Source organism: Saccharothrix deserti (assembly GCF_009769385.1).
Taxonomy (GTDB): domain Bacteria; phylum Actinomycetota; class Actinomycetes; order Mycobacteriales; family Pseudonocardiaceae; genus Actinosynnema; species Actinosynnema deserti.
On record NZ_VKAB01000046.1, the window covers coordinates 1 to 25501 of the forward strand.

A 25501-nucleotide genomic window follows, 5' to 3' on the forward strand; every position below is an offset into this window, starting at 1 on the left:
CGCGCACCGACCCCACCCAAGCTACCCAAATCCGCCTGGATCAACGAACCACCCCAAGAAAACGAGGAGACAGAACACGAAACAGAACAAGCAGCCTGAACTGTCTCAACACCATTGACAGGTTCCGGAGGGACGGCAGTCCGGACACAGACCCCAGAACAGGACCTCCGCCTCGTCCACGGCGAAGCCGGCCGTGTCGAGGGGTTCCAGGCAGGGCGCGGCGCCGTGGACGCAGTCGACGTCCTCGGTCCGACCGCAGTCCCGGCACACGAGGTGGTGGTGGTTGTCGCCGGTCCGCGTCTCGTAGCGCGCCGGGTGCCCGGCGGGTTCGATCCGGCGCAACAACCCGGTCCGCGCGCACGCGTGCAGCACGTCGTAGACGGCCTGCGTCGACACGGACCCCAACCTGGCCCGCACGCCGTCCGCGACCTGGTCGGCGGTGGCGTGGGGGTGTTCGGCGAGCCAGTCGAGCACCGCGATCCGGGGTGCGGTGATGCGCAGCCCGGCGTCCTTGAGCAGCTCGCGTGGTCCTGGGGTCATGGCTCCCCCACTCCACCACGCTCTCTGGAGTTAGTCAAGAAAGCGAACAGTTAAACCTGTTGCCCCTCCGAGTGAAGATGAGTCATGTGAACGTCTCCCCTTACCTGGCCGTCCTCCGACTGCCGCGCGTGCCCGGCTTCATGCTGCTGATGCTGTTGGCGCGCGTGCCGTCGACGGCCGCAGGCATGACGGTCACCATGCACGTCCTGCTCGGCCTCGACCGGGGTTACGGCGCCGCGGGCCTGGTCGGGGCGGTCAGCACGGTCGGCATCGCGTTGGGCTCGCCGCTGATGGGCCACCTGGTCGACCGGCGCGGCCTGCGCGCGATGTTGACCTTGTCGATGATCACCGAGGGCGTCTTCTGGTTCGTCGCACCGCTGCTGTCGTACGAGTTGCTGCTGGTCACGGCCTTCGTCGCGGGCATCACGACGATGCCGGTCATGTCGATGGGCAGGCAGATCCTCACCGCGCTCGTGCCGGACGACCGCAGGCGCACGGCGTTGGCGATGGACTCGATGGCGGTCGAGGTGGCGTTCATGGCGGGCCCGGCGCTGGGCGTCGCGCTCACCACGCAGGCGTCGAGCCGGACCGCGATGTGGGCGATCGGCGTGGCGATGGTGGTGCTCGGCGGGGTCCTGTGGGCGGTGAACCCGCCGGTCCGCAGCGAGGGCGAGAGCGGTGAACGCGTGCCGCGCCGGGAGTGGCTGGACGGTCGGCTGCTGGGCGTGCTGATCAGCGCGGGCGGTGCCACGTTCGTGCTGTCGGGCGTCGAGGTGGCGGTGGTGGCGTCGATGCGCGGGCTGGGGCTGACGTCGTGGACGGGCGCGCTGATCGTGGTGATGTGCGTGGCGTCGCTGGCGGGCGGTTTCCTCTACGGCGGCCTGACCCGCGTGCCGCCGCTGTGGGCGCTGATGGGCAGCATGGGGTTGCTGGCCGTGCCGATCGGCCTGTTCGGCTGGTCGCCGTGGTGGCTGGCGCTGGCGTTGGTGCCGACGAACTTCCTGTGCGCGCCGACGATCACGGCAACCGGTGAGGCGATCACGAAGTACGCCCCGGCGTCCGCGCGCGGCGTGGCGATGGGCCTCCAGGGGTCGGCGTTCACGCTGGGTGTGGCCTTCGGCGCGCCCCTGACGGGCTTCGTGATCGACCACTCGTCACCGGCGTGGGGTTTCGCGGTGGCCGGGCTGGGCGCGGTCCTGATCGCCGCGGGGACAGTCGTGCTGAGCCGCCGCGCCACCGTCGTCGGCGCGGGCTCAGACCAGATCGCGTAGGGCCTGGTAGAGGCGCTCGATGGCGGGGCGGGCTCGGGCGTAGTGGCGGACCGAGTCGGGGTCGGGGGCGATCGTTTTCACCGGTTTGACGAGGTCGGCGGCGATGGTCAGGGACGGGATCTCGTTCAAGGCCCGCCAGGCGACCAGGGCCGCGCCCACGCCCGAGCCCTCGCTGTCTTCGGCCAGTTCCAGGTCCAGGCCCAGCGCGGACGCCAGGACGGTCGCCCACAGGTCGCTCCGGAACGCGCCGCCGGTCACGCGCACCGCGTGCACGTCCGCCACCGAACGCACCGCGTCCAGCACCAGCGCCAACTGCTGCGCCACGCCCTCGACCAACGCCCGGGTGATCTCGGCCCGCCCGTGTTCGCGCCGCAGCCCGATCAACGCCGACGTCGCGTCCGCGTCCCACCACGGCGCGCGCTCACCCAGCAGGTACGGCAACGCCGTCACACCGGCGGCACCGACGGGCACCTCGGCGGCCTCGTCCAGCAGATCGCCCACCTCGACGCCGAACGTCTCGGCGGCCCACTGCGCGACCACACCGCCGTTGCTCACCGCCCCACCGAGCACCCACAGCCCCTCGGCGATGGCGTAGCAGAACACCCGCCCCTGCTCGTCCACCGCAGGTTCGTCACGCACCACGCGCAGCGCACCGCTCGTCCCCAGCGACACCGCCGCCACACCCGGCACGACGGCACCCACACCGAGGTTCGCCATCGGACCGTCACCGCCACCCAGCACGACCGGAACACCGGCGGGCAGACCCGGGACGTCCAACGTCAGCGGGAACGAGTCCACCGGAGCGTGCAGCTCGGGCAGTTGATCAGCGCGAACACCCGCGAACGCCAACGCCTCCGGGTGCCAGTCCAACGACCCGATGTCCATCAGCCCGGTCGCCGAACCGGACGAGTGCTCGGTCGCGAACACTCCGGTCAGCTTGAAACCCGCGAAATCCTTCAGCCCGCACCACCGCGCAGCCGAAAACCCCTGATCACGGAACCAGGCCAGCTTCACCAACGGCGACATGGTGTGGATCGGGGTCCCTGTGGCCCGGTGCAACGCGATCCCGTCCGCAGTGCCCCGCAGCCGAGCGGTCTGCTCGATCGCACGGTTGTCGGCCCACGACAACGAAGGCGTGACTGGCGTGCCGGAAGCGTCCAACCCCACCAGGGTGTGCATCGCGCCGGTCAACGACAGCGCCCGCACCGAATGCCCCTGCGAAGCGATCTCGCGCAACGCCCGCAGAGCCGCGCCCCACACCTCGACCGGGTCGTGCGTCGCCTCACCGGAGGGCGTGGTGCGCATCGGGTAGCCGTGCTCCGCCGATGCCACCACGCCCGCGTCCCGGTCCACCGCGATCACCTTGGTCGACGTGGTCCCCAGGTCGATCGCGAGCACTACCTCCGCCATAGGCCGAAACCTACAGGCGTCGCACCTACGGGCGGGTCGCCAGTTCCTCGGCGATCTCGTAGGTGTTCAGGGCGGCGCCCTTGCGCAGGTTGTCTCCGCACACGAAGAAGTCCAGCGTGTTCGGGAAGTCCAGCGCCTGCCGCACCCGGCCGACGTAGGTCGGGTCGCCGCCGACGACGTCCGCCGGCGTCGGGAACCGCTTCGCCGCCGGGTCGTCCACCAGCACGATGGACGGCTGCTCCTCGAAGATCTTGTGCGCCTGCTCGACGGTCACCTCACGGGCGAACGTCGCGTGCACCGCCAACGAGTGCGTCGTCACCACGGGCACGCGCACGCAGGTCGCCGACACCTTCAGCTCGGGGATGCCGAGGATCTTGCGGGACTCGTTGCGGACCTTCAGCTCCTCGCTGGTCCACCCGTCGTCCTTGAGGGAACCGGCCCACGGCACCACGTTCAACGCCAGCGGCGCGGGGAACGGCGAGTCGGACACCGGCAGACCGGCGGCCTCCAGCGTCTCCCGCACGTCGCCCGCGCGCACGCCGACTTCCTGACCCGCCAGCGCCGAGATCTCCGCGTACAGCCGGTCGATCGCCGCCTGCCCGCCGCCGGACGCCGCCTGGTAGGACGCCACGACCAGCTCGCGCAGCTCGAACTCCCGGTGCAGCGCGCCGAGCGACGCCATCATCGACAGCGTCGTGCAGTTCGGGTTCGCGATGATCCCCTTGGGCCGCACGCCGATCTGGTCCGCGTTCACCTCGGGCACCACCAGCGGCACCTCGGGGTCCATCCGGAACGCGCCCGAGTTGTCCACCGCGACCGCACCGCGGGAAGCGGCGATCGGCGCCCACTCGGCCGACACCTCGTCCGGCACGTCGAACATCGCGACGTCCACGCCGTCGAACGCCTCCGGCGACAAGGCGATCACGGTCAGCTCTTCGCCGCGCACGGTGATCTTCTTGCCCGCCGAGCGCGGTGACGCGATCAGCCGGATCTCACCCCACGGCACGGACTCCCGGCCGTTGATGATGTCGATCATGACGGTGCCCACGGCACCGGTAGCGCCCACAAGGGCAAGAACCGGGCTCATCGTCCACTCCCCGCGTAAACCACAGCCTCTTCGTCGCCGCCCAGCTCGAACGCGTCGTGCAGCGCACGGACGGCGTCGTCGAGCTGCGTGTCGCGGCAGATGACCGAGATCCGGATCTCCGAGGTGGAGATGATCTCGATGTTGACGCCCGCCGATGCCAGCGCCTCGCAGAACTGCGCGGTCACGCCGGGGTGCGAGCGCATGCCCGCGCCGACCAGCGACACCTTGCCCACGTGGTCGTCGTAGAGCACCTGGTCGAAGCCGATCTCGTCGCGCGCCTTCTCCAACGCGGCCACGGCGCGCGGGCCGTCGTCCTTCGGCAGGGTGAACGTCACGTCGGTGCGGCCGGACACGGCCTGCGACACGTTCTGCACGACCATGTCGATGTCGAGTTCCGCCTGGGCCACGACGCGGAAGATGCGCGCCGCCATACCGGGCAGGTCGGGCACCGCCGTCACGGTCACCTTGGCCTCGGACCGGTCGTGCGCGACGCCGGTGATCATCGCCTGTTCCACGGGAAGGTCCTCCACTGACCCGGACACGATGGTCCCGGGCTTGTTGCTGAACGAAGATCGGACGTGCACCGGAACGCCGTACCGACGGGCGTACTCGACGCAGCGCAGCATGAGCACCTTGGCCCCGCACGCCGCCATTTCGAGCATCTCCTCGTAGGTGATGGTCTCCAGCCGCTTGGCGTTCGGCACGATGCGCGGATCGGCGCTGAACACGCCGTCCACATCGGTGTAGATCTCGCAGACGTCGGCCTTCAGGGCAGCCGCCAACGCCACCGCGGTGGTGTCGGTGCCGCCGCGACCGAGCGTGGTGATCTCCTTGCTGTCCTGGCTGACGCCCTGGAAGCCCGCGACGATCGCGATGGCCCCCTCGGACAGCGCGTCCTGGATGCGGCTGGGCGTCACGTCGATGATGCGCGCCTTGCCGTGCACGGACGTCGTGATCACGCCGGCCTGCGAGCCGGTGTACGAACGCGCCTCGGCGCCCAGCGAACTGATCGCCATCGCCAGCAACGACATGGAGATGCGCTCACCGGACGTGAGCAGCATGTCCATCTCGCGGGCGGGCGGCACCGGGGACACCTGGCGCGCCAGGTCGAGCAGCTCGTCGGTCGTGTCGCCCATCGCGGAGACGGCGACGACGACGTCGTTGCCCGCTTTGCGGGTCGCGACGATGCGCTCGGCCACCCGTTTGATCCGCTCGGCGCTCCCGACCGAGGAACCGCCGTACTTCTGGACGACGAGCGCCACAGATCCACTCCTCCCAGGTGCGAAAGCCCAGCTCTTCGGGAGCGTACCTGGCCCAAGGAGTGGACAGCGGCCCCCGTGACGCCTACTACTCTCAACCCCGTGTCGACCCTGGAGGCCGTTCGCGTGGACCCCGAGGACGCGCCGAGCGCGCGTGACCGGCTGGCGCGCGCGGCGAGACACAGGGTGACGATCGTGCTCGCGCCCGCTGTGCTCTACCTGGCCGTGCGTGAGCTCGGGCTGCTCGCCCTCCAGCTGATGGCGGCCCGGTGGAACAAGGACGTCACCAGGGCGCTCACGTCGTGGGACGGGCAGTGGTTCCTGGGCATCGCCGAGGGCGGTTACGCCAACGTGCCGTCGTGGCTGGTGGACGCGTTCGGGCGGCGTTCGGAGGAGACGCCGCTGGCGTTCTTCCCCGGCTACCCGACGCTGGTGCGGTGGCTGGACGGGCTGCCCGGTGTGCCGACGGTGGGCGCGGCGTTCGCGGTGAGCCTGGTCAGCGGCGTGTTCTGCGCCTACGGGCTGGCCCGGCTGGGGTCGCGGGTGTTCGGCGGGTCGCAACGGGCCGGGTTGGTGCTGGTGGTGCTGTTCGCGGCCTCGCCGATGGCCGTGGTGCTGTCGATGACGTACTCCGAGGCGACGTTCTGCGCTCTCGCCGTGTGGTCCCTCGTGGGTGTGGTCGAGGGGCGCTGGGTGCCGGCCGGGGTGTGCTGCGCGGCGGCCGGGTTGGTGCGGCCGACGGCGGCGGCGCTGATCCTGGCGGTGTGCGCGGCGGCGGCGGTGGCGATCTGGCAGCGGCGGGACGGGTGGCGGCCGTGGGTGGGCGGGCTGATCGCGCCGCTCGGGCTGGTCGGCTACCTCGGGTACGTCGCGCTGCGCACCGGGCGGTGGGACGGCTGGTTCGCCGTGCAGCAGATCGGGTGGGACTCCCGGTTCGACGGCGGGGCGGCCACGTGGAAGTTCGCGCTGCTCATCCTGGGCGAGCCGCGGTCGGTGCTGGAGTTGGCCACGGTGTGGCTGCTGGTGGTGGCGCTGGCCCTGGTGGTGCTGAGCTTCCGGCGCGGGCTGGAGTGGCCGCTGATCGCCTACGGCGTCGGCGTGCTCGCGATGGACCTCGGGTCGAACGGGTTGATGAACTCGAAGGCACGGCTGCTGCTGCCCGCGTTCACGCTGCTGGTGCCGGTCGCGTTGGCGTTGGCGAGGCGGCGGACCAGCACGGTGGTGGCGGTGCTGGTGGGGGTGTCGGTGTTCAGCGCGTGGTTCGGCGCCTACGCCATCACGGCTTGGCAGTACGCGATCTGATGGCAGTATCGAATTGATGGACGGGAACTCCCTGATCGCGCGGCGCTGGAGCCCTCGGGCGTTCGACGGCACGGCCGAGGTGACGCCGGCCACGATGCGCGTGCTGCTGGAGGCGGCCCGGTGGGCGGCCTCGCACGGCAACACCCAGCCCGCACGGTTCCTGCTCGGGTACCGGGGCGACGACACGTTCGCGCGCACCCTGGCGGCCCTGCGGCCGAAGAACCAGGCGTGGGCGAAGCGGGCGTCGGTGCTGCTGGTGGCCGCGGCGGCCGAGTCGGACGAGCGCGGGCCGATGCCGAACACCGAGTTCGGGCTGGGGCTGGCCGTGCAGAACCTGGTGTTGCAGGCCGTGGACCTGGGCCTGGTCACGCACCAGGTGGGCGGGTTCTCGCCGGACGCGGTGCGCGAGGCGTTCGGGCTGCCGGACCACGTGCGGCCGGTCGTGGTGATCGCGGTCGGGGTGCTCGGTGACGTTTCGGAGCTGCCCGAGGACCTGCAGGCGCGCGAGCGGCGGCAACGCGTGCGCAAACCGCTGACCGAGACGGTTTTCACAGGTCAGTGGGGTCAGCCCGCGTTCCCGGCCGACCCCACCGAGGCTTAGCGGGCGACGAGGCGGGCCAGCAGGTTCGCCACGACGATCCAGAAGACCGCCGCCAGGCCGTAGTTGACGATCAGGTCGAGGTTCGCGTTGCCCAGCTGGAACAGGCCGGGGAAGAACAACGCCAGCGGCACTGCCAACTGCTGGACGAACAGGAAGAACGCGTTGGCGGGGTTCGCCCCGAAGAGGATCATCAGGATGTAGAGGACCTCGATGAGCGCGAACACGGCGCCAACACCGCGGATCACTCGGGCAGCGGTGTAGCTCCCGCTGCGCGTTGAGGTTCGCCATCTGGACATGTCAAGAAGGTGCCCGTCCCACGATCAGGTGAAACTCCGGCGGGTGCAAGTTCCACCATCGACCGGGGAAGTTCCACCATCTGGGCGCGCGAGTTCCGCCTCGGCGCGGAATCCGGTTAACCTGTGCGTCATGGCACGTGCCCTCCTGCTTCGCCGCCGTGACGGGGTCTGATCAGACCGGCCCCCCGTCGCGGGATCGAGCGTTGCCGCCGGTCGTCTACCCACCGGCAGCAGGAGCACCCCGAACATGACCACCAGCCCGGACGCCTACACCACCGGTACCAGCCGAATCCGGCCCCCGGCGCGTCCCGTTCCCGATCAGCCCGTGTGGAACCCGCAGCGCGGCACGTCCATGCCCGTCCACCGCTACCGGCCGTTCCACGAGGTCGTCGAGGCGGTCGACGTACCGGACCGCACGTGGCCGAACAAGCGGATCACCAAGGCGCCGCTGTGGTGCGCCGTCGACCTGCGCGACGGCAACCAGGCGCTGATCGACCCCATGTCGCCCGCGCGCAAGCGCAAGATGTTCGACCTGCTCGTGCGGATGGGCTACAAGGAGATCGAGGTCGGCTTCCCGGCCGCCTCGCAGACCGACTTCGACTTCGTCCGCGAGATCATCGAGGACGGCGCCATCCCGCCGGACGTCACCATCCAGGTGCTGACCCAGTGCCGGCCCGAGCTGATCACGCGGACGTTCGAATCGCTGCGCGGCGCGGCGAAGGCGATCGTGCACTTCTACAACTCCACGTCGATCCTGCAGCGCCGGGTCGTGTTCAAGTCCGACCGCGAGGGCATCAAGAAGATCGCCACGGACGCCGCCGCGTTCGCGTTGGAGCAGGAGAGGGACTACCCGGAGACCGAGTTCCGGTACGAGTACTCGCCCGAGTCGTACACCGGGACCGAGCTGTCGTACGCGCTGGAGGTCTGCGACGCGGTGTCGGAGATCATCCAGCCGACGCCGGAGAAGCCGCTGATCATCAACCTGCCCGCGACGGTCGAGATGGCCACGCCGAACGTCTACGCGGACTCGATCGAGTGGATGTCCCGCAACCTGGCGCGGCGTGAGTCGATCATCCTGTCGCTGCACCCGCACAACGACCGCGGCACCGGTGTGGCGGCTGCCGAGCTGGGCTACCTGGCCGGCGCCGACCGGATCGAGGGGTGCCTGTTCGGCAACGGCGAGCGGACGGGCAACGTGTGCCTGGTGACGCTGGGCATGAACATGTTCAGCCAGGGCGTCGACCCGCAGATCGACTTCTCCGACATCGACGAGATCCGGCGGACCGTCGAGTACTGCAACCAGCTGCCGGTGGCCGAGCGCCACCCGTACGGCGGTGACCTGGTGTTCACCGCGTTCTCGGGCTCGCACCAGGACGCGATCAAGAAGGGCTTCGAGGCCCTGGAGGACGCCGCCAAGGCGGCCGGGCAGCACGTGGACGAGTTCCCGTGGGAGGTCCCGTACCTGCCGATCGACCCGAAGGACGTCGGCCGCAACTACGAGGCCGTGATCCGGGTCAACTCGCAGTCCGGCAAGGGCGGCGTGGCGTACCTGATGAAGACCGAGCACCACCTGGACCTGCCGCGGCGGCTGCAGGTCGAGTTCTCCAGGGTCATCCAGGAGGTCACGGACACTCAGGGCGGCGAGATCAGCCCCAAGGACATGTGGGACTCGTTCTCCGACGAGTACCTGGACGGGATCGTGCCGCTCAGGCTGCTGCGGCAGAAGGTGTCCGGCGACGGCAGCGGCCACGAGAAGATCAAGGCCGTCGTGGTGGTGGACGGCGAGACGCAGGAGATCACGGGCAGCGGGAACGGCCCGATCGCCGCGTTCGTCGACGCCCTGGCCACCATCGGGTACGACGTGCGGGTGCTGGACTACGTCGAGCACGCGATGTCGTCGGGTGACGACGCCCGTGCCGCGGCGTACCTGGAGTGCGCCGTGGCCGACCGCGTGCTGTGGGGCGTCGGGATCGACAGCTCCACGGTGTCCGCGGCGCTCCGCGCCCTGGTGTCGGCGGTCAACCGCGCCAACCGGTAAGGGTTCGGGTGTCGCCTCGCCGTCCTGATCGTCGGACGGCGAGGCGACACCGCTTTTTCAGCGCAGCTTGGCGAAGAACTCGCGCACGTCGGCGACCAGCAGGTCCGGCTGTTCCATCGCGAGGAAGTGGCCGCCGCGGTCGAGTTCGGTCCAGCGCACCACGTTGTGGTCGCGTTCGGCCCAGCGGCGGATGGTCACGTCGTGGACGGACACCAGCACACCGGTCGGCACGGTCCCCGGCGCGCTCGCCGCCCAGTCACCGGCATCGCTTTCGGCGCTCTCCCCTTCAGCGCCCTCCCCTTCAGCGCCCTCGGCGCTCCACTCCGCTTTTTCTTCTCCGGCCGTGTCGCTCCACGCGTTCGCGGAGATCTCCTCGTAGTACACCTGCGCCGCCGACGCGGCCGTGCCGGTCAGCCAGTACAGCGAGACGTCGGTGAGGATGCGGTCGCGGTCGACGCTGTCCTCGGGCAGGCCGTCTTCCGGGTCGGTGAACTCCTTGAACTTCTCCACGATCCAGGCGAGTTGGCCGACCGGCGAGTCGTGCAGCCCGTAGGCCACCGTCTGGGGCCGTTTGGAGTTGCACTGGAGGTAGCCGTCGTTGAAGTTCTGCATGGCCGCCCACCGCCGTTGCTCGACCTCGGTGAGACCGTCCAACTCGCCGTCCACGCCGATCGGGAACGTGAGCATGGCGTTGAGGTGGACCCCGATCACCCGGTCCGGGGCCTGCTTGCCCATCTCGGGGGCGACCCACGAACCCGTGTCGTAGCCCTGGACGCCGTACCGCTCGTACCCGAGTTGGGACATCAACTCGATCAGCACACCGGCCATCCGCGCCGCGCCCATGCCCGGCCCGGCCAGCGGCGTGGAGAACCCGAAGCCCGGCAGTGACGGGATGACCAGGTGGAACGCCTCGGTCGGGTCACCGCCGTGCGCACGGGGATTCGACAGGGGCCCGATGACGTCGAGGAAGTCGACCACCCCGCCCGGCCAGCCGTGCAGCAGCACGAGGGGCAGGGCGTCCGGCTCGGGTGAGCGGACGTGCAGGAAGTGCACGTTCTGCCCGTCGACGGTGGTCAGGTACTGCGGGTGCTCATTGATCGCCGCCTCGTGCGCCCGCCAGTCGTAGGTGGTGCGCCAGCGCTCGGCGAGTTCCTTCAGGTAGTCCACCGGCACGCCCCGGCTCCAGCCGACGCCGGGCAGTTCGTCCGGCCAGCGGGTGTCGGCCAGCCGTGCCTTCAGGTCGTCGAGTTGCTCCTGCGGGATGTCGATGCGGAACGGGCGGATGTCGTGCTGTGCGTTCATGGGCGCGACGCTAGGAAGCGGTTGGGACAGTTCCGGTCCTAAGAATCGGGCAGTCTGGACGACATGGCGGACACGTCCGCGCGGCTGCTCCGGCTGCTGTCGCTGTTGCAGACCCGGCGGGACTGGTCCGGCGCCGAACTCGCGGACCGGTTGGACGTCACCACGCGCACGGTCCGCCGTGACGTCGAACGTTTGCGTGGCCTGGGCTATCCGGTGCACGCCACCCGCGGCACGGCCGGGTATCGGCTCGGCGCGGGAGCCGCCCTGCCGCCGTTGCTGCTCGAAGACGACGAGGCGGTGGCCGTTGCGGTCGGCCTGCGCACGGCCGCCGGCGGTTCCGTCGCGGGGATCGAGGAGACGTCGTTGCGGGCGCTCGCCAAGCTGGAACAGGTGCTGCCGGCACGGCTGCGGCACCGGGTCGTCACCCTGCACTCGGCAACCGTCCGGGTGGGCGTCGGCGGACCTCGCGTGGACCCGGACGTGCTGATGGCCATCGCCGACGCCTGCCGCCGGCGTGAGGCGCTGCGCTTCGACTACACCAGCCCGCGCGGCGGCGGCACGACGCGTTCCGTCGAACCGCACAGCCTGGTCAGCTTCGTCCGGCACTGGTACCTCGTCGCCTGGGACACCGACCGCGACGACTGGCGCAGCTTCCGGGTCGACCGGTTGGCGTTGCGGTCGCCGAACGGCCCGCGCTTCGCACCACGCGAACCGCCCGACGGTGACGTGGCGACCTATCTGGCGCACCAGCTGTCGTCACGGGCCTGGCCGGTGCGGGCGACCGTCACGCTGCACGAGTCGGCGGACTCCGTGGCCGAGCGGCTCTGGCCGGGTATGGGCGTGCTCGAGGCCGTGGACGAGAACAGCTGTGTCCTGCACGTCGGCGCCGAAACCGCCCGCGACCTCGTCTGGATGATCACCTCGGTGGACGTCGACTTCACCGTGACCAGCGGCCCGCCCGCCCTGGCCGCCGCCCTGCGCACCCACGCCGACCGCTGCCTGCGGGCGGCCGGGCAGCCCCGGCCCTGACGGAAGGCTGCCCGACCACTCCCCGCGATCAATCGAACTTGAGGGACCGAATGGTGTACGTGCCGGCGAGGTTTCCCTGGTCGCCCGCCACGGTGCTGCCGATCCTGCTCTTGTAGTTGTGCTCGGCGCAATAGTGGACCCGGTCGTTCGACAGGTTCCGCACGGAATGCGCGTTGACCAGGCCCCACGAACAGATCTCGTTCGCCCTGGGGTGGTTCTTCGAGTACTGGCACTTCTTGCCCTTGCCGTCCGCCTCTTGGTAGAAGCAGATGAAGTTGTCGCTGCAATCCCACGCGGCGGCAGTCGCGGATGCGGACGCCGCAGGCGCAACCACCGCCGTGACACCCATGCTGACCACGGCAAACAGTTTCGCCATCCGGGCAGCGAACGAAGGGACCCGCATGAAGATCACCCTCCCCTTGGACACGCCGCGACACGATTCCGTTTACGGACGGCGGAATACCGACACCGAATGAGTCCGAGCCCCCTCCGTGCACGCCGATCGCGGGCACACGTCAACCACGGTGACGGTACCGCCGGAGCGCGATCCGGGACCAGTCACACAGAAGAGGGAAATATCGGGAATGCGCAATCGACCGGCACCGGCTACCGCAAGGAATTGCCGGAATCAATCGCGTCACCGCTGGGAACCGGGGCACGACACCGTGATTACCCAGTCGGGTGACCTCAACGCGGACACCGCGTGGTCGCCCTCAGTCGGCGAACCCCCGTGACGGCTCGGGTGGCGGAGAGCTCTCAGGACCGCGCCCGCCGTCCGTAACACCCGCGACTTCCCACCTGCCCATTTGTGAACCGGACCTGACGGCTTGCTGAAGACACCGACAGGTTGGAGAGGATCCGGAACCCCTCAGCGTTCCCCGATCATGACCGCCCTCGTGGTGCTGTTCGTGGTCGCCGTCGTGCCGTTGGCGCCGACCGAGGCCGTGCTGATCGGCTGCGGTGTGCTGGCCGCGTCCGGCGACCTGCCGCTGGCCGCCGTGATCGGAGTGGCCGCTGTCGGCTGCACCCTGTCCGACCTGATCAACTTCACCGTCGGGCGGACGGCCGGCATGCGTGCGCTCACCAGGTTCAGCCAACGCCCCGGACCGCGCGCCGTGGTGGCGTGGACGGCGTCGAAGCTGGCCACGCGCGGTGAGTCGATCCTGGTCGCGGTGCGGTTCGTGCCGGGCGGCGGGCTGGCCGGGGCGGTCCTGGCCGGGTCGCTGCGGTGGCCGATCCGGCGGTTCGCGCCGATCGCCCTCGTCGGTGCCGCGCTGTGGAGCGCCTACACGGCCACGCTCGGGTACTTCGGCGGCCGGATCTTCACCGACCCGCTGGTGGCCACGCTGATCTCGTTCGTGGTCGCGACCCTGATCAGCGTGCCGATCGGGATGGCCGTCAAGGCGGCTCAGCGCAGGGTCGTGGACGCCGCAGCCGAGGTCGTGCCCGCCTGAGCCAACCGCGCCCGCACGGCCGTTCGGGCGCGTGAGTAGGCGAGCGGGTCGTCGTGCAGGACCGACTGGACGTTGGCCATCTCCAGGAACGCGATCAGCTCGAACGCCAACTGGTCCGGGTCGGCCAACTCCGGAACGGCCGCGATCGTCTCCCGCACGTACTCGGTCCACTTGCGCCCGTACCCGGCGATCGCGTCGCGCACCCGCCCGTGCCGGGCGTCGAACTCGGCCTGCACGGCGTAGAAGAAGCACCCGCCCGGGAACGTCCGGTTCTCCGAGTACGTCAACCACCCGTCCAGCAGCGCCTCCAGCCGCCCCAAGCCCGGCGGCACGGCGAGCGCGGGGTCCACGACCTGCTTCACGAAGATCGCCGCCGCCGCGCGCACGGTCGCGAGTTGCAGCTCCTCCTTCGACCCGAAGTGCGCGAACACCCCGCTCTTGCTGACCTCCAGCTCGGTGGCCAGCCGCCCGATCGACAGGCCCTCCAGCCCTTCGACCGACGCGATGTCCGCCGCTCGCCGCAGGATCTGCCGCCGCGTCTGCTCGCCGCGCTCCACCCGTCCGTCGACCTTCACAGCGTCCACGCTAGCCCCCTTGACCACTCGCAAACTAATTGTACGATCGTTCGTACAACTTGAGGGGTGGATGAACACATGGATCTCCTGGACCTGAACCGGTCGTCGCTCGACCTCAACCTGAAGCTGATGGCGGACCTCGAAGAGGCCCACCTGGACATGGCCACGCCGTGCGCCGGGTGGACCGTCTACGAACTGCTGCGCCACCAGGTCGACAGCACGCTGGCGTTCACCGCGTTCGTCCGCGGCACGTCCCCCGACGACCCGGCCGACGACGACATGGTCACCGCCTACCGCGCGGCCACCGACGCGGTCACCGAGGCGTTCCGCGCGGACGGCGTGCTGGAGCGGCGGGTGGAGTTCGCGAGCTTCGGCACCCGGCCGGGCAAGGAGTTGGTGGCCGCGCACTTCGTGGACAACCTCGTGCACGCCTGGGACCTGTGCCGGGCGATCGGCATCGACGGCACCCTCGACACCGAACTCGCCACGGCCGCGTACCGGATGGCGCGGCACTATCCGACGACGCCGAACGTTCGAGGACCGGGAGGTTCGTTCGCGATGCCGGTCGACGTGCCGGAGGACGCGCCGATCACGGACCGACTGGTGGGCCTGCTCGGCCGCTCACCGAACTGGCCCGCGTAACCGATCACCGTGTCGGGGGCGCCACCACAGGGGGAGGCGCCCCCGACACGGGCACGCCTAGTCCGCGATCCGCTCCACGCGGACCTCGTTGCGGGGAACCACGACACCGTTGGGGTCCACGAACTGCACGCACACGGGCCGGCCGTCGGACGCGCGGTAGGCGACCGTGGGGACGGTGCACGGGATGTGCTCGTTGCCCCACTCCTGCAACGCGCACAGCACCACGCCCAGCCGCTGGCCCGCGTCCGTGAGGTGGTAGCCGTCGCGGGGGCGCTGCCCCGGTTCCCGGTAGGTCTGCCTGGCCATGAGCCCGGTGTCCACCAGCTTGGCGAGCCGGGCGGCGAGCACGTCGGACGCGATGCCGAGCCGGGAGCGGAACTCCGAGAAGCGGGTCGCGCCCGCCAGCGCCTCGCGCAGGACGAAGAAGGTCCAGCGCTCACCGACGATCTCCACCGCCTTGACCATGGAGCAGGAGGAGTCGTCGGGTGCCGTCACGGGCCCAGTATGGCTCGGTTGTGCAATCCAATCCAGCCAGGCTAGGTTGGTAAAACCAATCCACGCCTGGGAGACACCCTTGAAGATCGCCAACTCGGTCGCCCTGGTCACCGGCGCCAACCGCGGCATCGGCCGGCACTTCGCCCGGCAACTCCTCGAACGGGGTGCGGCCAAGGTCTACGCGACCGCGCGCAACCCCGACCTGGTCGACGTGCCGGGCGTCGAGGTGCTGCGGCTGGACATCACCGACCCGGCCACCGTCGCCGCCGCGGCCACCGCCGCCCGCGACGTCACGCTGCTGGTCAACAACGCGGGCCTGATCACCGGCGAGAACCTCGTCACCGGCGACCCGGCCGCGATCAAGCTGGAGATGGACACGCACTTCTACGGCACGCTGGACGTGATCCGCGCGTTCGCACCGGTCCTCGCCACCAACGGCGGCGGCGCGATCCTCAACGTGCTGTCGTCGATGTCGTGGGTGTCCTACGACCGCGCCACCGCGTACAGCGCGGCCAAAGCGGCGCAGTGGAGCCTCACCAACGGCATCCGCGTGGAACTCGCCGGCCAGGGCACGCTGGTCGCCGGCCTGCACCTGGGGCCGACGGACACCGACATGACGGCGGGCCTGGACATGCCGAAGAACGACCCCGCCGACGTCGTCCGCGCCGCCCTGGACGGCATCGAGGCCGGCCGGATCGAGGTGCTGGCCGACGAGGGTGTCGTCGCCCTCAAGGCCGCCCTGTCCGCCGACCCGAGCGCCCTCTACCCGCAGGTGGTCGGAATCTGACGGCCCGGGTTCCGGGGACGCGGACGAGCGCCCCCGGAACCGGGGCTCACGGGTTCAAGGCCTCCGTCACCGAGGCGGGACCGACCAGCGGGACGTCGGGCGAGATGCCCTCTTCCTCCACCAGCACGGCCTCGACCTCGTGCGGCCGGATCCTGCCGGCGCGGATGTCCTCCGCCCAGTGGCACGCCACCTTGTGGCCCGGCAGCACCTCGCGCAGCTCGGGTCGTTCGGTGTCGCAGCGGGTCGCCTGCTTCCACGGGCAGCGGGTGTGGAAGCGGCAGCCCTTCGGCGGGTTCGCGGGTGACGGCAGGTCGCCCGTCAGCAGGATGCGCTCCCGCCGGTCCTCGACCAGCGGGTCCGGCACCGGGATCGCCGACAGCAGCGCCCTGGTGTACGGGTGCAGCGGCTCGGCGTAGAGGTCGTCCGAGGTCGCCTCCTCCACCAGACCGCCGAGGTACATCACGCCGACCCGGTCGGAGATGTGCCGGACCACGGCGAGGTCGTGCGCGATCACCAGGTAGGTGAGGCCGAACTCGTCCTGCAACTCCTCCAGCAGGTTGACGACCTGCGCCTGCACCGACACGTCCAGCGCGGACACCGGCTCGTCGGCGATGATCAGGTCCGGCTCGACCGCCAACGCCCGCGCGATGCCGATGCGCTGCCGCTGACCGCCGGAGAACTCGTGCGGGTACTTGCGCAGCGACGTGGTCGGCAGCCCGACCGCCGACAGCAACGTGCGCAAGCGCTTGCCGGTCGCCTCGCGCCCCTTGTCCAGGTCGTGCGCCCGCAGGCCCTCGACCAGGATCGACTCCACCGACTGCCGCGGGTCCAGGGACGACATCGGGTCCTGGAACACCATCTGCATCCGGCGGCGCATCCGGCGCAGTTCCTCGCCCTTCAACGAGGAGAGGTCGGTGCCGTCGAACACCACCCGCCCGGCCGTCGGCTCGGTCAGCCGCAGCACCGCCCGCCCGAGGGTGGACTTGCCGCAGCCGGACTCGCCGACCAGGCCGTACGTCTCGCCGCGCCGGACCGACAGGTCCACCCCGTCCACCGCGTACACGTGGCCGACCGTGCGGTCGAGGATCACGCCGCGCTTGATCGGGAAGTGGACCTTGATGCCCTCGACGGTGACCAGCGTGTCGGCCGTGGTGTCCGGCCGAGGGGTCTCCGGCTGCGGGGTCACAGCGGTGCTCACACCGACACCTCCTCGGCCACCGGCGGCTTCACCGGGTTGTGGCAGCGCAGCAACCGGCCACCGCCGATGTCCTCCTGCTCGGGTGTCACCCGCACGCACACGTCCAGCTTGTTCGGGCACCGAGGCGCGAACGCGCACCCCTCGGTCCACGGGATGTTGTCCGACACCGAACCCCGGATCGGGTTCAGCCTCTCCCCGCGCGGCGCGTCCAGCCGCGGGATGGACGACAGCAGGCCGTGCGTGTACGGGTGGCGCGGCGCGGCGAACAGCTCGTGCCGCTGCGCCTTCTCCACCACGCGCCCGGCGTAGAGCACGTTCACCTCGTCGCACAGGCCCGCGACCACGCCCAGGTCGTGCGTGATCATGACCAGCGCGGTGCCCATGTCGCGCACCAGTTCCTTCAGCAACGCCAGGATCTGCGCCTGGATCGTCACGTCGAGCGCGGTCGTCGGCTCGTCCGCGATCAGCAGCCGCGGCCGGCACGCCAACGCGATCGCGATCAACGCGCGCTGCCGCATACCGCCGGACAGCTGGTGCGGGTACTCGGTGAGCCGCCGGTTCGGGTCGGGGATGCCGACCTTGTCCAGCAGCTCGGCCGCCTCCACCATCGCCTTCTTGCGCGGCATGTCCCGGTGCCGTTCCAGCACCTCGGTGACCTGCAACCCGATCGGGATCACCGGGTTCAGCGAGGACAGCGGGTCCTGGAACACCATGCCCAGGTCACGGCCGCGCCGGTCGCGCATCTCGCGATCCGACAGCGACAGCAGGTTCACGCCTTCGTACTGCACCGAACCGGAGATCCGCGCGCCGCGCTTGGGCAGCAACCCCATGATCGCGAGCGACGTCACGGACTTGCCGCACCCCGACTCGCCGACCAGGCCGACGGTCTGGCCCGGCTCCACGTCGAAGCTCACGTGGTCGACGGCGGTGAAGGGCTGCTCCCCCTTGCGCTCGAAAACCACGGTGAGGTCACGTACTTCGAGGAGTGGCACGACTCACCGCCTGCTCTTGGGGTCGAGGGCTTCGCGCAGCGTCTCGCCCATCAGCGTGAAGCCGAGCGCGACGACGATGATGCAACCCGCCGGCCAGAACGCGAGCTGCGGGTGCGTGTCGAACACGTTCTGCACGTCGCCGAGCATCTGCCCCCACTCCGGGATCCGGTCGTCGGGGTTGCCCAGGCCGAGGAACGACAGCGCCGCCGCGTCGATGATGGCCGTGGCCAGCACCAACGTCGACTGCACGATCACCGGGCCGAGCGAGTTGGGCAGCATGTGCCGGAACACGATCGCACCCGGCTTCACGCCGAGCGCGGTCGCGGCCAGCACGTGGTCGCTGTGCCGCTGGGCGAGCATCGAGCCGCGCAGCAGCCGGGCGAACACCGGGATCTGCACCACCGCCACCGCGATGATCACGGTGTACTGGTTGGGCCGGGCGAACATCGCGCTGATGCTGAACGCCAGCAGCAGGCTGGGCAGCGACAGCATGACGTCGACCAGGCGCATGACCACCGAGTCGACCCAGCCGCCGAACGCGCCCGCCAACGTGCCGAGCGTCAACCCGCCGGCCAACCCGATCAGGGTGGCCAGCACGCCGACGATCAGCGTCTGCTGCGAGCCGATGAGCAGCCGGGACAGGAAGTCGCGGCCCTGCAGGTCGCCACCGAGCGGGTGGCCGTCCTGGACCGGCGGGATCTGGTTGCGCGCCTTGATGACCTGGTCGATCAGCATCGGGTCGGACGGGTCGTGCGGCGCGAGCCACGGCGACAGCAGCGACACCAGCACGAACAGGCCGATGATGACGGCGCCGGTGAGGAACACCGGGCTGCGGCGCAACGTCCGCCACGCGCTCGCGGCGAGGCTCACGCCCGCGTCGGAACTGGTCCCGGCCAGCTTGTCGATGCGGTCTTTCTTGCGAGTCGGAGTGACCATCGCGGCCTACCTCGTCCTGATCCGCGGGTCGATGATCGCGTACGAGAGGTCCACCAGGAGGTTGACCACCACGTACACGACCGTGGCCATGATGATCAGCAGCAGCAGCACCGGGTAGTCGCGTCTCTCGAACCCGATGGCCAGCGCCTGGCCCACCCCGGCGAACGAGAACACCTTCTCCGTGAGCACCGCGCCCGCCAGCAGGGCACCGGTCTGCAGACCGATGGTCGTGACGACCGGCAGCATCGCGTTGCGCAGCACGTGCCTGCGCCGGATGACCGGCGCGGTCAGGCCCTTGGACTCGGCGGTGCGCACGAAGTCCTCGTCGAGCACGTCGAGCACGGCGGCCCGGGTGATCCGGAAGACCACCGCGAACGGGATGGTGGCCAGCGCGATCGCGGGCAGGATCAGGTGCTCCAACGCGTTCAGCGCCGCGTCCCACTCCTGGGTGATCACACCGTCGAGGACGAAGAACCCGGTGACGCGGGTCGCGTCGATCGCGTCCTGTCGCCCCTCGGTCGGCAGGCCCAGAGCGGACGACAGCACGTCCTTGAGCACGTAGGCCAGGAAGAACACCGGCACGGCGACGCCGAGCAGCGAGCCGCCGACGCTGAGGTTGTCGAACCAGCCACCGCGGCGCTTCGCGGCCATGTACCCCAGCGGGATGCCGACGGCGATGGCGATGACGATGGCCAGGAAGCTCAGCTCGATCGTCGCGGGGAAGCGCTGGAGGAAGATGTCGAGGGCCGAGTCGCCGGGCTGCACGCCCGTCGACACGCCGAAGTCGCCCGACAGCGCACGGCCCATGAACTTGAAGTACTGGACGAAGATCGGCTGGTCCAAGCCGAGCTGTTTGGTGAGGGCTTCCCGCGACTCTGGGGTGGCGCGCTCCCCCAGGAGGGCCGATACCGGACCTCCCGGGAGAGCGCGGAGCCACGCGAAGAGCAGCAGGGACAGCACCAGCACCACGCCGACCAGCTGGATGAGCCGTCGGATCGTGTAGCGGAGCATTGAGCTACCCCGTCGTCTCTATCTGGAGTTGTGCGGCTCAGCCCTTGCTGGCCGAACCGAACCTCTCGTCGGTCAACGGGCTGGGCACGACGCCCTTGATGTCCGACTTGAGCACCAACGCCGGCGGCGAGTGCGACACCGGGATGGCGGGCAGGTACTCCTCCATGATCTTCTTGTTCAGGTCCTCGTACATGCCGCGGCGCTTTTCCTCGTTGGGCTCCGAGTTCGCCTTCGCCAGCTCGTCGGCCAGCGTCTGGCCCCACGGCGACGCGCCGGTGTTGAACCGGTTGTCGGTGCGGCCGAAGAACGTGCCGATCCAGTTCTGCGGCGTGCCGTTGTCACCGGTCCAGCCCAGCAGGTGCAGGTCCGGGATGCCCAGGTCGACGTCGGTCAGGTAGCCGCCGTTCCACGGCTTGCTGGAGACCTCCAGCTTGATGCCGGCCTTCTCCAGGTCACCGGCGATGGCGGCCTGGATGTCCTTCGGGCTCGGCATGTACGGCCGGGTGACCTCGGTCGGCCAGAAGAACTTCAGCGTCAGGTCGGACGCGCCGGCCTCGGCCAGCAGCGCCTTGGCCTTCTCCGGGTCGTACCCGACCGGCTTGAGCTCCTTGTTGTAGCCGTCGACCGTGCTCGGCATGAACTGGCTGGCCACCGACGCGCCCTCGGGCAGCTGCGACGTCACCAGCTGCTCGCGGTTGATCGCGTACATCAGCGCCTGCCGGACCCGGAGGTCCTGGAGCTTCGGGTTGTTCTTCTGGTTGATGCCCAGGTAGAAGATGTTGAACGCCGGGCGGACCGCGACGTTGAAGCCCTTCTCCTTCAGGCCCGGCCAGTCCGCCGCGTTCGGCAGGTCGTAGCCGTCGATGTCGCCGGCCTCGAGGGCCTGCTTGCGCGCGGTCTCGTCCGGGATGATGCGGAAGACGATCTTGTCGAGCTTCGCCTTCGTCCCGTGGTAGTTGTCGTGCCGGACCAGCTCGACGACGTTGTTCGCCTTGTCGAACTTGCCGAACTTGAACGGACCGGTGCCGGTCGGGTGTTCGTTCGCGTACGCGGGGTAGGTGAAGCTGTCACCCGCGGCGACGACGTTGTCCGCGTCGTACTTCTTCAGCGCGTCCGGGCTGGAGATGGAGAACGACGTGAAGCCCAACACCGACGGGAACTGCGAGGTCGCCTCGTTCAGCTCGATGACCGCGGTCTTGGTGTCCTTGACCGTGCAGGACTTGAACAGCGACGGCTTGTCCGGGGTGTCCGCGAAGCCGCCGAAGTTGTCCAGCCAGTACTGCGAAACGGCGTCCGACTGAGCGGCGCCCTTCTGGTTGTACCAGCGGTTGAAGTTGAAGCACACCGCTTCGGCGTTGAAGTCCGTGTCGTCGTGGAATTTCACATTTTCTTTCAGTGTGAACGTCCACGTCTTGCCGTCTTCCGACGAGTCCCAGTCCGTCGCCAAGGCGGGCTCCACCTCGGCGGTCCCGGGCTTGAAGCCGACCAGACCCTCGTACATCTGGCGGGAGACGCGGAACGTCTCGCCATCAGTGGCGTAGAACGGGTCGAACAGCTTGGGAGCACCGGCCGCACCAAAGGTGAGCGTGCCGCCGACCTGGCCGGCCCCCGGGTCGTCCGTCCGCCCGGATTCAGCGCAGGCGGACAGTGCGAGCGCAGCGACGCCGGTCAGGCCGATCGCGGCCGTCCAACGGCGTCGGGCCGTTCGGGAATGAACCATCAAACACCCCTAGGGAAATCCGGGATCTCACGGTGTGGTCACGGACCCTAACCGGTTACCACAACTCTTCGGAGTCGACCCAGGTCACGATCCGGCCACGTGAATGGGCATTCTCATACGTCCGGCCCACCTTCGCTGACCCAACGTGACCACAGCCGATCGGGCATACGTCCTCCTACGCTGTACAACGGACAACAGAAACCTGCACGTGTGCGGAGGGAGGTCGCCGGTGAACCCTGTGGTCGAGTTCCGCGTCCTCGGCCCGCTGCAGGTGCTGGTCGACGGCGAGCAAGTCGTGGTGCGGGCGGGACGGCAGCGTTCGCTGCTGGTGTCGCTGCTCATGCGCGCCGGAGCCGGTGTCTCGGTCGACGAGTTGGCGGAGCACATCTGGGGCACCGAGCCACCCGCGCGGGCACGCGGCACGTTGCAGACCTACGTCATGCGGTTGCGGCAGGCGCTGGGCCCGGCCGTGCCGATCCGGACCGTGCCCGACGGTTACCTGATCGACGTCGACGAACGCACGATCGACGTGATGCGGTTCGAGCAGCTGGTCGAGGAGGGCGAGCGGGAGCGGGCCGCAGGCAGGCTGGAGTCCGCGTCGGCGATCTTCACCGCGGCGCTGGCGCTGTGGCGGGGGCCCGCGATGGTGGACGTCCCGTCGGAGGTGCTGCACCGGGACGAGGTGCCCCGCCTGGGCGAACGGCGGCTGCACGTGGAGGAACGCCGGGTCGAGGTCGACCTGGAACTGGGCAGGCACGCCGAGCTGATCCCCGAGCTGTCCCGGCTGACCAGGGAACACCCGCTGCGGGAACGGCTGTGGTCGCAGCTGATGATCGCGCTGTACCGGTCCGGGCGGCAGGCCGACGCGCTGGGCGCGTACCGGCGGGTCAGCGGGCTGCTGGCCGAGCAGCTGGGCATCGACCCCGGTGACGAGCTGCGGCGCGTGCACCAGCAGGTGCTGGGCGGGTCGCCGGCGCTTGACCCGGGGCAGAGCGCGACGACCGCGCGGCGTGACCGGGTGGTGCCGTCGCAGCTGCCCGCCGACATCGGTGACTTCGTGGGCCGTGAGCAGGCCGTTCAGCTGATCGAGGCGTTGTTGCGGACCGCTCAGGGCGTGCCGGTGGTGACGTTGGCCGGGCCGCCGGGGGTGGGCAAGACGGCGCTGGCGGTGCACGCGGCGCACAAGATGCGGCACTTCTTCCCGGACGGGCAGCTGTACGTGAACCTGCGCGGGTACGCCCAGGGGCCGCCGTTGAGCGCGGTGGACGTGCTACCGCGGTTCCTGCGGGCGCAGGGCGTGCCGCCCGAGTCGGTGCCGCTGGACCAGGACGAGCAGGAGGCGATGTTCCGGTCGCGGCTGACCGACCAGCAGGTGCTGCTGGTGCTGGACAACGCGGCCAACGCCGAGCAGATCCGGCCGCTGCTGCCCGGATCGCCGGGGTGCGCCGTGCTCGTGACCAGCCGGGACACCCTGCGCGGGCTGGCCGTGAGCCACGCCGCGTCGAACGTGCGGCTGGACGTGCTCGACCGGGCCGAGACGCGGGCGCTGCTGGCCGGGATGCTCGGCGAGGAGGTGGTGGCGTCGCAGTCGGAGGCGGCCGACGAGCTGGCCGAGCTGTGCGCGCACCTGCCGTTGGCGTTGCGGATCGCGGCGGCGAACCTGCTGTCCCGGCCGGAGATCACCATCGCGTCGTACGTGGAGGAGCTGCGGGCGGGCAACCGGCTGGCGGCGTTGGCCGTGGAGGGTGACGAGCGCGCCGCGGTGCACGCGGCGTTCGACCTCTCGTACACGGCGTTGAAGCCGGAGCTGGCGTCGCTGTTCCGGCTGCTCAGCCTCGCGCCGGGCGACATCACGCCGGACGTGGCGGCGGCGTTGGGCGGCCTGACCACGCAGGACGCCCGGCGGCGGCTCGACCGGCTGGCCACGGCGAACCTCGTGGACAACCACGCGCCCGGCCGGTACCAGTTCCACGACCTGCTGAGGGACTACGCGGCCGAGCGGCGGTCGATCGAGGACGACCCGGCGGAGAGCGCCCAGGCCGAGCGGCGGCTGCTGGACTGGTCGATCCGGTCGGTGGACAACGCCACGGACGCGTTCAAGAGCACGTTGTTGAGGTTGCCGCGCACGGACGTCGTGCCGGGCGTGACCCCGCGCCTGTTCTCCACCTCGGCGGAGGCGTTGGCCTGGCTGGACGCCGAGCGGGGCAACCTGGTCGGGCTCGTCGTGCACGCGGCCGACCGCCAGCCCGACCGGGACGTGTGGCAGCTGGCCGACGCGTTGCGGCGGTACTTCTACACGATCGGGTTGCCGGTGGAGTGGCTGGCGACCGCCAAGGCCGGGCTGGCGGTGGCGCAGGCCGCGCAGGACGCGGTCGGTGAGGTGGCGATGCTGTCGTCGCTGGGCACGCTGTACTGGGCGATCGGGCAGCACCGGGTGGCCGTCGACTACTTCCGCCGGGCCATCCCGATCCAGCAGCGCACCGGCGCCGCGCCCGCCGTCGAGGCGGCCGTGTTGGCGAACCTCGGCGCGGTCTACATCGACGTGGGCGACCTCGAGCAGGCCGCTGACCACCTGGAACGCGCTTTGGTGATCACGCGGTCCATCGGGGCGTTGCAGCAGGAGGGCATCGCCCAGCTCAACCTCGGCGGCGTCTACATGCAGCTCGGGCAGCTGGACCGGGCGGTGTCGTCGTTCGAGGGCGCGCTGGACGTCGGCAACCGGCTCGGCGCGTGGATGACGCAGGCCGACAGCCACCGGGCGTTGGCCGAGGTGCACCTGTTCCTCGGGCAGCCGGAACGGGCCGCGCAGCTCTACGAGAGGTGCGGTGAGCTGTACGAACGGGCCGGCGCACGCGGGTTCGCGCACTTCTCGCACGAGGGCCTGGCGTTGGCGCACGTGATGCGGGGCCGTTGGGCGGATGCCGCACGTGAAGCCGGTCGCGCGGTGGCGATCGCGGAGGAGTTGGGCAACCTGAAGGGGTTGTGCGACGCGAAGAACGCCCTGGGTGAGGCGCTGTGCGGGCTGGGGCGGCTGGACGAGGCGGTCGAGCGCACCACGGAGGCGCTGCGGATCGCCGAGGAGACCGGCTACCCGTTGGGCATCTGCGCGGCGCGGCGCAGCCTGGCACTCATCCACCGGGCGGCGGGCAGGCTGGACGAGGCGCGGTACTCGGCCGGCCAGGCGCTGGACAGCGCGGTCCGCTACCGGCTGAAGATCGCCGAGGTGGACGTGCTGGCCGTGCTCGGGCGGATCAGGCTCGACCAGGGTGACGTGTCGCAGGCCCTCGACCTGGCGCTGCGCTGCCTGGAGCTGAGCCGGACCACGGGGCAGCGGTTCGTGCGGGCGCGGGCCGCCCACCTGGCCGGTGACTCCCTGGCCGCCACCGGCGACCTCACCGGCGCGCGCGGGCACTGGCACACCGCGCTGGAGTGGTTCACCGCCATCGGGTCACCGGAGGCGGAGATCGCGCGGGCTGCCCTGCGAGAACAGGCACCGCGAGAACAGGCACCGGGGGAACAGGCACCGGGGGAACAGGCGCCGCCCGGTTCGGAGTAG

23 protein-coding genes are annotated in these 25501 nt (G+C 70.2%); 9 read left to right on the forward strand and 14 right to left on the reverse strand.

The features are described 5' to 3' along the window. Nucleotides 1–105 precede the first annotated feature (105 nt). A complete protein-coding gene (locus FM051_RS42550; RefSeq protein WP_158852781.1) occupies nucleotides 106–540 on the reverse strand; it encodes a Fur family transcriptional regulator in 435 nt (144 codons plus the stop codon). An 86-nt stretch (nucleotides 541–626) separates the two neighbouring features. Between FM051_RS42550 and FM051_RS42555 the strand changes: the two genes are divergently transcribed. After that, nucleotides 627–1811 (forward strand): MFS transporter, encoded by a 1185-nt coding sequence (locus FM051_RS42555; protein WP_158852782.1) that lies wholly within the window; start codon nucleotides 627–629, stop codon nucleotides 1809–1811. Here the strand turns inward: FM051_RS42555 and FM051_RS42560 are convergent. The 3 genes from FM051_RS42560 to FM051_RS42570 are packed head-to-tail and all read right to left on the reverse strand — an operon-like array spanning nucleotide 1794 to nucleotide 5570. Then, nucleotides 1794–3221: a gluconokinase gene (locus FM051_RS42560; protein ID WP_158852783.1), complete on the reverse strand. Its 1428-nt coding sequence runs from the start codon at nucleotides 3219–3221 to the stop codon at nucleotides 1794–1796. The two genes, FM051_RS42555 and FM051_RS42560, sit on opposite strands and share 18 nt — an antisense overlap. Before the next feature lie 25 nt (nucleotides 3222–3246). Then, nucleotides 3247–4308, reverse strand: coding sequence for an aspartate-semialdehyde dehydrogenase (locus FM051_RS42565; RefSeq protein ID WP_158852784.1), 1062 nt, complete (start codon nucleotides 4306–4308; stop codon nucleotides 3247–3249). Next, nucleotides 4305–5570: an aspartate kinase gene (locus tag FM051_RS42570; protein WP_158852785.1), complete on the reverse strand. Its 1266-nt coding sequence runs from the start codon at nucleotides 5568–5570 to the stop codon at nucleotides 4305–4307. The genes FM051_RS42565 and FM051_RS42570 overlap by 4 nt, the downstream gene beginning before the upstream one ends. Before the next feature lie 75 nt (nucleotides 5571–5645). Between FM051_RS42570 and FM051_RS42575 the strand changes: the two genes are divergently transcribed. Next, on the forward strand, nucleotides 5646–6869 hold the full coding sequence (locus FM051_RS42575) for a hypothetical protein (RefSeq protein WP_158852786.1): 1224 nt from the start codon (nucleotides 5646–5648) through the stop codon (nucleotides 6867–6869). Between the two features lie 16 nt (nucleotides 6870–6885). Beyond that, the gene (locus FM051_RS42580; protein ID WP_158852787.1) at nucleotides 6886–7470 is read left to right on the forward strand and encodes a nitroreductase family protein; all 585 of its coding nucleotides are present in this window, start codon (nucleotides 6886–6888) and stop codon (nucleotides 7468–7470) included. On the opposite strand, the gene FM051_RS42585 is transcribed toward FM051_RS42580, so the two are convergent. Then, nucleotides 7467–7766, reverse strand: coding sequence for a hypothetical protein (locus FM051_RS42585; protein WP_158852788.1), 300 nt, complete (start codon nucleotides 7764–7766; stop codon nucleotides 7467–7469). The two genes, FM051_RS42580 and FM051_RS42585, sit on opposite strands and share 4 nt — an antisense overlap. A gap of 247 nt (nucleotides 7767–8013) precedes the next feature. Between FM051_RS42585 and leuA the strand changes: the two genes are divergently transcribed. Continuing rightward, nucleotides 8014–9804 carry a 2-isopropylmalate synthase gene (gene leuA, locus FM051_RS42590; RefSeq protein ID WP_158852789.1) on the forward strand — a complete coding sequence of 597 codons (1791 nt, stop codon included), beginning with the start codon at nucleotides 8014–8016 and terminating at the stop codon, nucleotides 9802–9804. A 57-nt stretch (nucleotides 9805–9861) separates the two neighbouring features. Here leuA and FM051_RS42595 read toward each other — a convergent pair whose 3' ends face one another. Next, nucleotides 9862–11106 (reverse strand): epoxide hydrolase family protein, encoded by a 1245-nt coding sequence (locus tag FM051_RS42595; RefSeq protein WP_158852790.1) that lies wholly within the window; start codon nucleotides 11104–11106, stop codon nucleotides 9862–9864. Between the two features lie 63 nt (nucleotides 11107–11169). Between FM051_RS42595 and FM051_RS42605 the strand changes: the two genes are divergently transcribed. Continuing rightward, complete coding sequence (locus FM051_RS42605) at nucleotides 11170–12135, forward strand: helix-turn-helix transcriptional regulator (protein WP_162470798.1); 966 nt, start codon at nucleotides 11170–11172, stop codon at nucleotides 12133–12135. A gap of 28 nt (nucleotides 12136–12163) precedes the next feature. Here the strand turns inward: FM051_RS42605 and FM051_RS42610 are convergent, their stop codons facing one another. After that, nucleotides 12164–12538, reverse strand: a complete 375-nt coding sequence (locus tag FM051_RS42610; protein ID WP_158852792.1) for a peptidase inhibitor family I36 protein — start codon at nucleotides 12536–12538, stop codon at nucleotides 12164–12166. A 481-nt stretch (nucleotides 12539–13019) separates the two neighbouring features. Between FM051_RS42610 and FM051_RS42615 the strand changes: the two genes are divergently transcribed. Then, nucleotides 13020–13589: a DedA family protein gene (locus FM051_RS42615; protein ID WP_158852793.1), complete on the forward strand. Its 570-nt coding sequence runs from the start codon at nucleotides 13020–13022 to the stop codon at nucleotides 13587–13589. Here the strand turns inward: FM051_RS42615 and FM051_RS42620 are convergent. After that, nucleotides 13544–14173, reverse strand: coding sequence for a TetR/AcrR family transcriptional regulator (locus FM051_RS42620; RefSeq protein WP_158852794.1), 630 nt, complete (start codon nucleotides 14171–14173; stop codon nucleotides 13544–13546). The two genes, FM051_RS42615 and FM051_RS42620, sit on opposite strands and share 46 nt — an antisense overlap. 69 nt (nucleotides 14174–14242) lie before the next feature. Between FM051_RS42620 and FM051_RS42625 the strand changes: the two genes are divergently transcribed. Further along, nucleotides 14243–14806: a TIGR03086 family metal-binding protein gene (locus tag FM051_RS42625; protein ID WP_158852795.1), complete on the forward strand. Its 564-nt coding sequence runs from the start codon at nucleotides 14243–14245 to the stop codon at nucleotides 14804–14806. Nucleotides 14807–14863: 57 nt separating this feature from the next. Here FM051_RS42625 and FM051_RS42630 read toward each other — a convergent pair whose 3' ends face one another. Next, a complete protein-coding gene (locus tag FM051_RS42630) occupies nucleotides 14864–15301 on the reverse strand; it encodes a winged helix-turn-helix transcriptional regulator (RefSeq protein WP_238413061.1) in 438 nt (145 codons plus the stop codon). Nucleotides 15302–15380: 79 nt separating this feature from the next. On the opposite strand from FM051_RS42630, the gene FM051_RS42635 reads away from it, so the two are divergent. Continuing rightward, the gene (locus tag FM051_RS42635) at nucleotides 15381–16088 is read left to right on the forward strand and encodes an SDR family oxidoreductase (protein ID WP_158852796.1); all 708 of its coding nucleotides are present in this window, start codon (nucleotides 15381–15383) and stop codon (nucleotides 16086–16088) included. Between the two features lie 46 nt (nucleotides 16089–16134). On the opposite strand, the gene FM051_RS42640 is transcribed toward FM051_RS42635, so the two are convergent. From FM051_RS42640 to FM051_RS42660, 5 genes are read right to left on the reverse strand one after another with little or no spacing between them, the layout of a single operon-like run. Continuing rightward, on the reverse strand, nucleotides 16135–17226 hold the full coding sequence (locus FM051_RS42640; RefSeq protein WP_158852851.1) for an ABC transporter ATP-binding protein: 1092 nt from the start codon (nucleotides 17224–17226) through the stop codon (nucleotides 16135–16137). 56 nt (nucleotides 17227–17282) lie between these two features. Next, entirely contained in the window at nucleotides 17283–18278 is a 996-nt protein-coding gene (locus FM051_RS42645; RefSeq protein ID WP_158852797.1) for an ABC transporter ATP-binding protein, read from the reverse strand. 3 nt (nucleotides 18279–18281) lie between these two features. Next, on the reverse strand, nucleotides 18282–19214 hold the full coding sequence (locus FM051_RS42650) for an ABC transporter permease (protein WP_158852798.1): 933 nt from the start codon (nucleotides 19212–19214) through the stop codon (nucleotides 18282–18284). Nucleotides 19215–19220: 6 nt separating this feature from the next. Then, a complete protein-coding gene (locus FM051_RS42655) occupies nucleotides 19221–20225 on the reverse strand; it encodes an ABC transporter permease (RefSeq protein WP_158852799.1) in 1005 nt (334 codons plus the stop codon). 37 nt (nucleotides 20226–20262) lie between these two features. Next, nucleotides 20263–21945: an ABC transporter substrate-binding protein gene (locus FM051_RS42660; protein WP_158852800.1), complete on the reverse strand. Its 1683-nt coding sequence runs from the start codon at nucleotides 21943–21945 to the stop codon at nucleotides 20263–20265. A 229-nt stretch (nucleotides 21946–22174) separates the two neighbouring features. Here FM051_RS42660 and FM051_RS42665 point away from each other — a divergent pair, with 229 nt between their 5' ends. Continuing rightward, a complete protein-coding gene (locus FM051_RS42665; RefSeq protein WP_158852801.1) occupies nucleotides 22175–25501 on the forward strand; it encodes an AfsR/SARP family transcriptional regulator in 3327 nt (1108 codons plus the stop codon).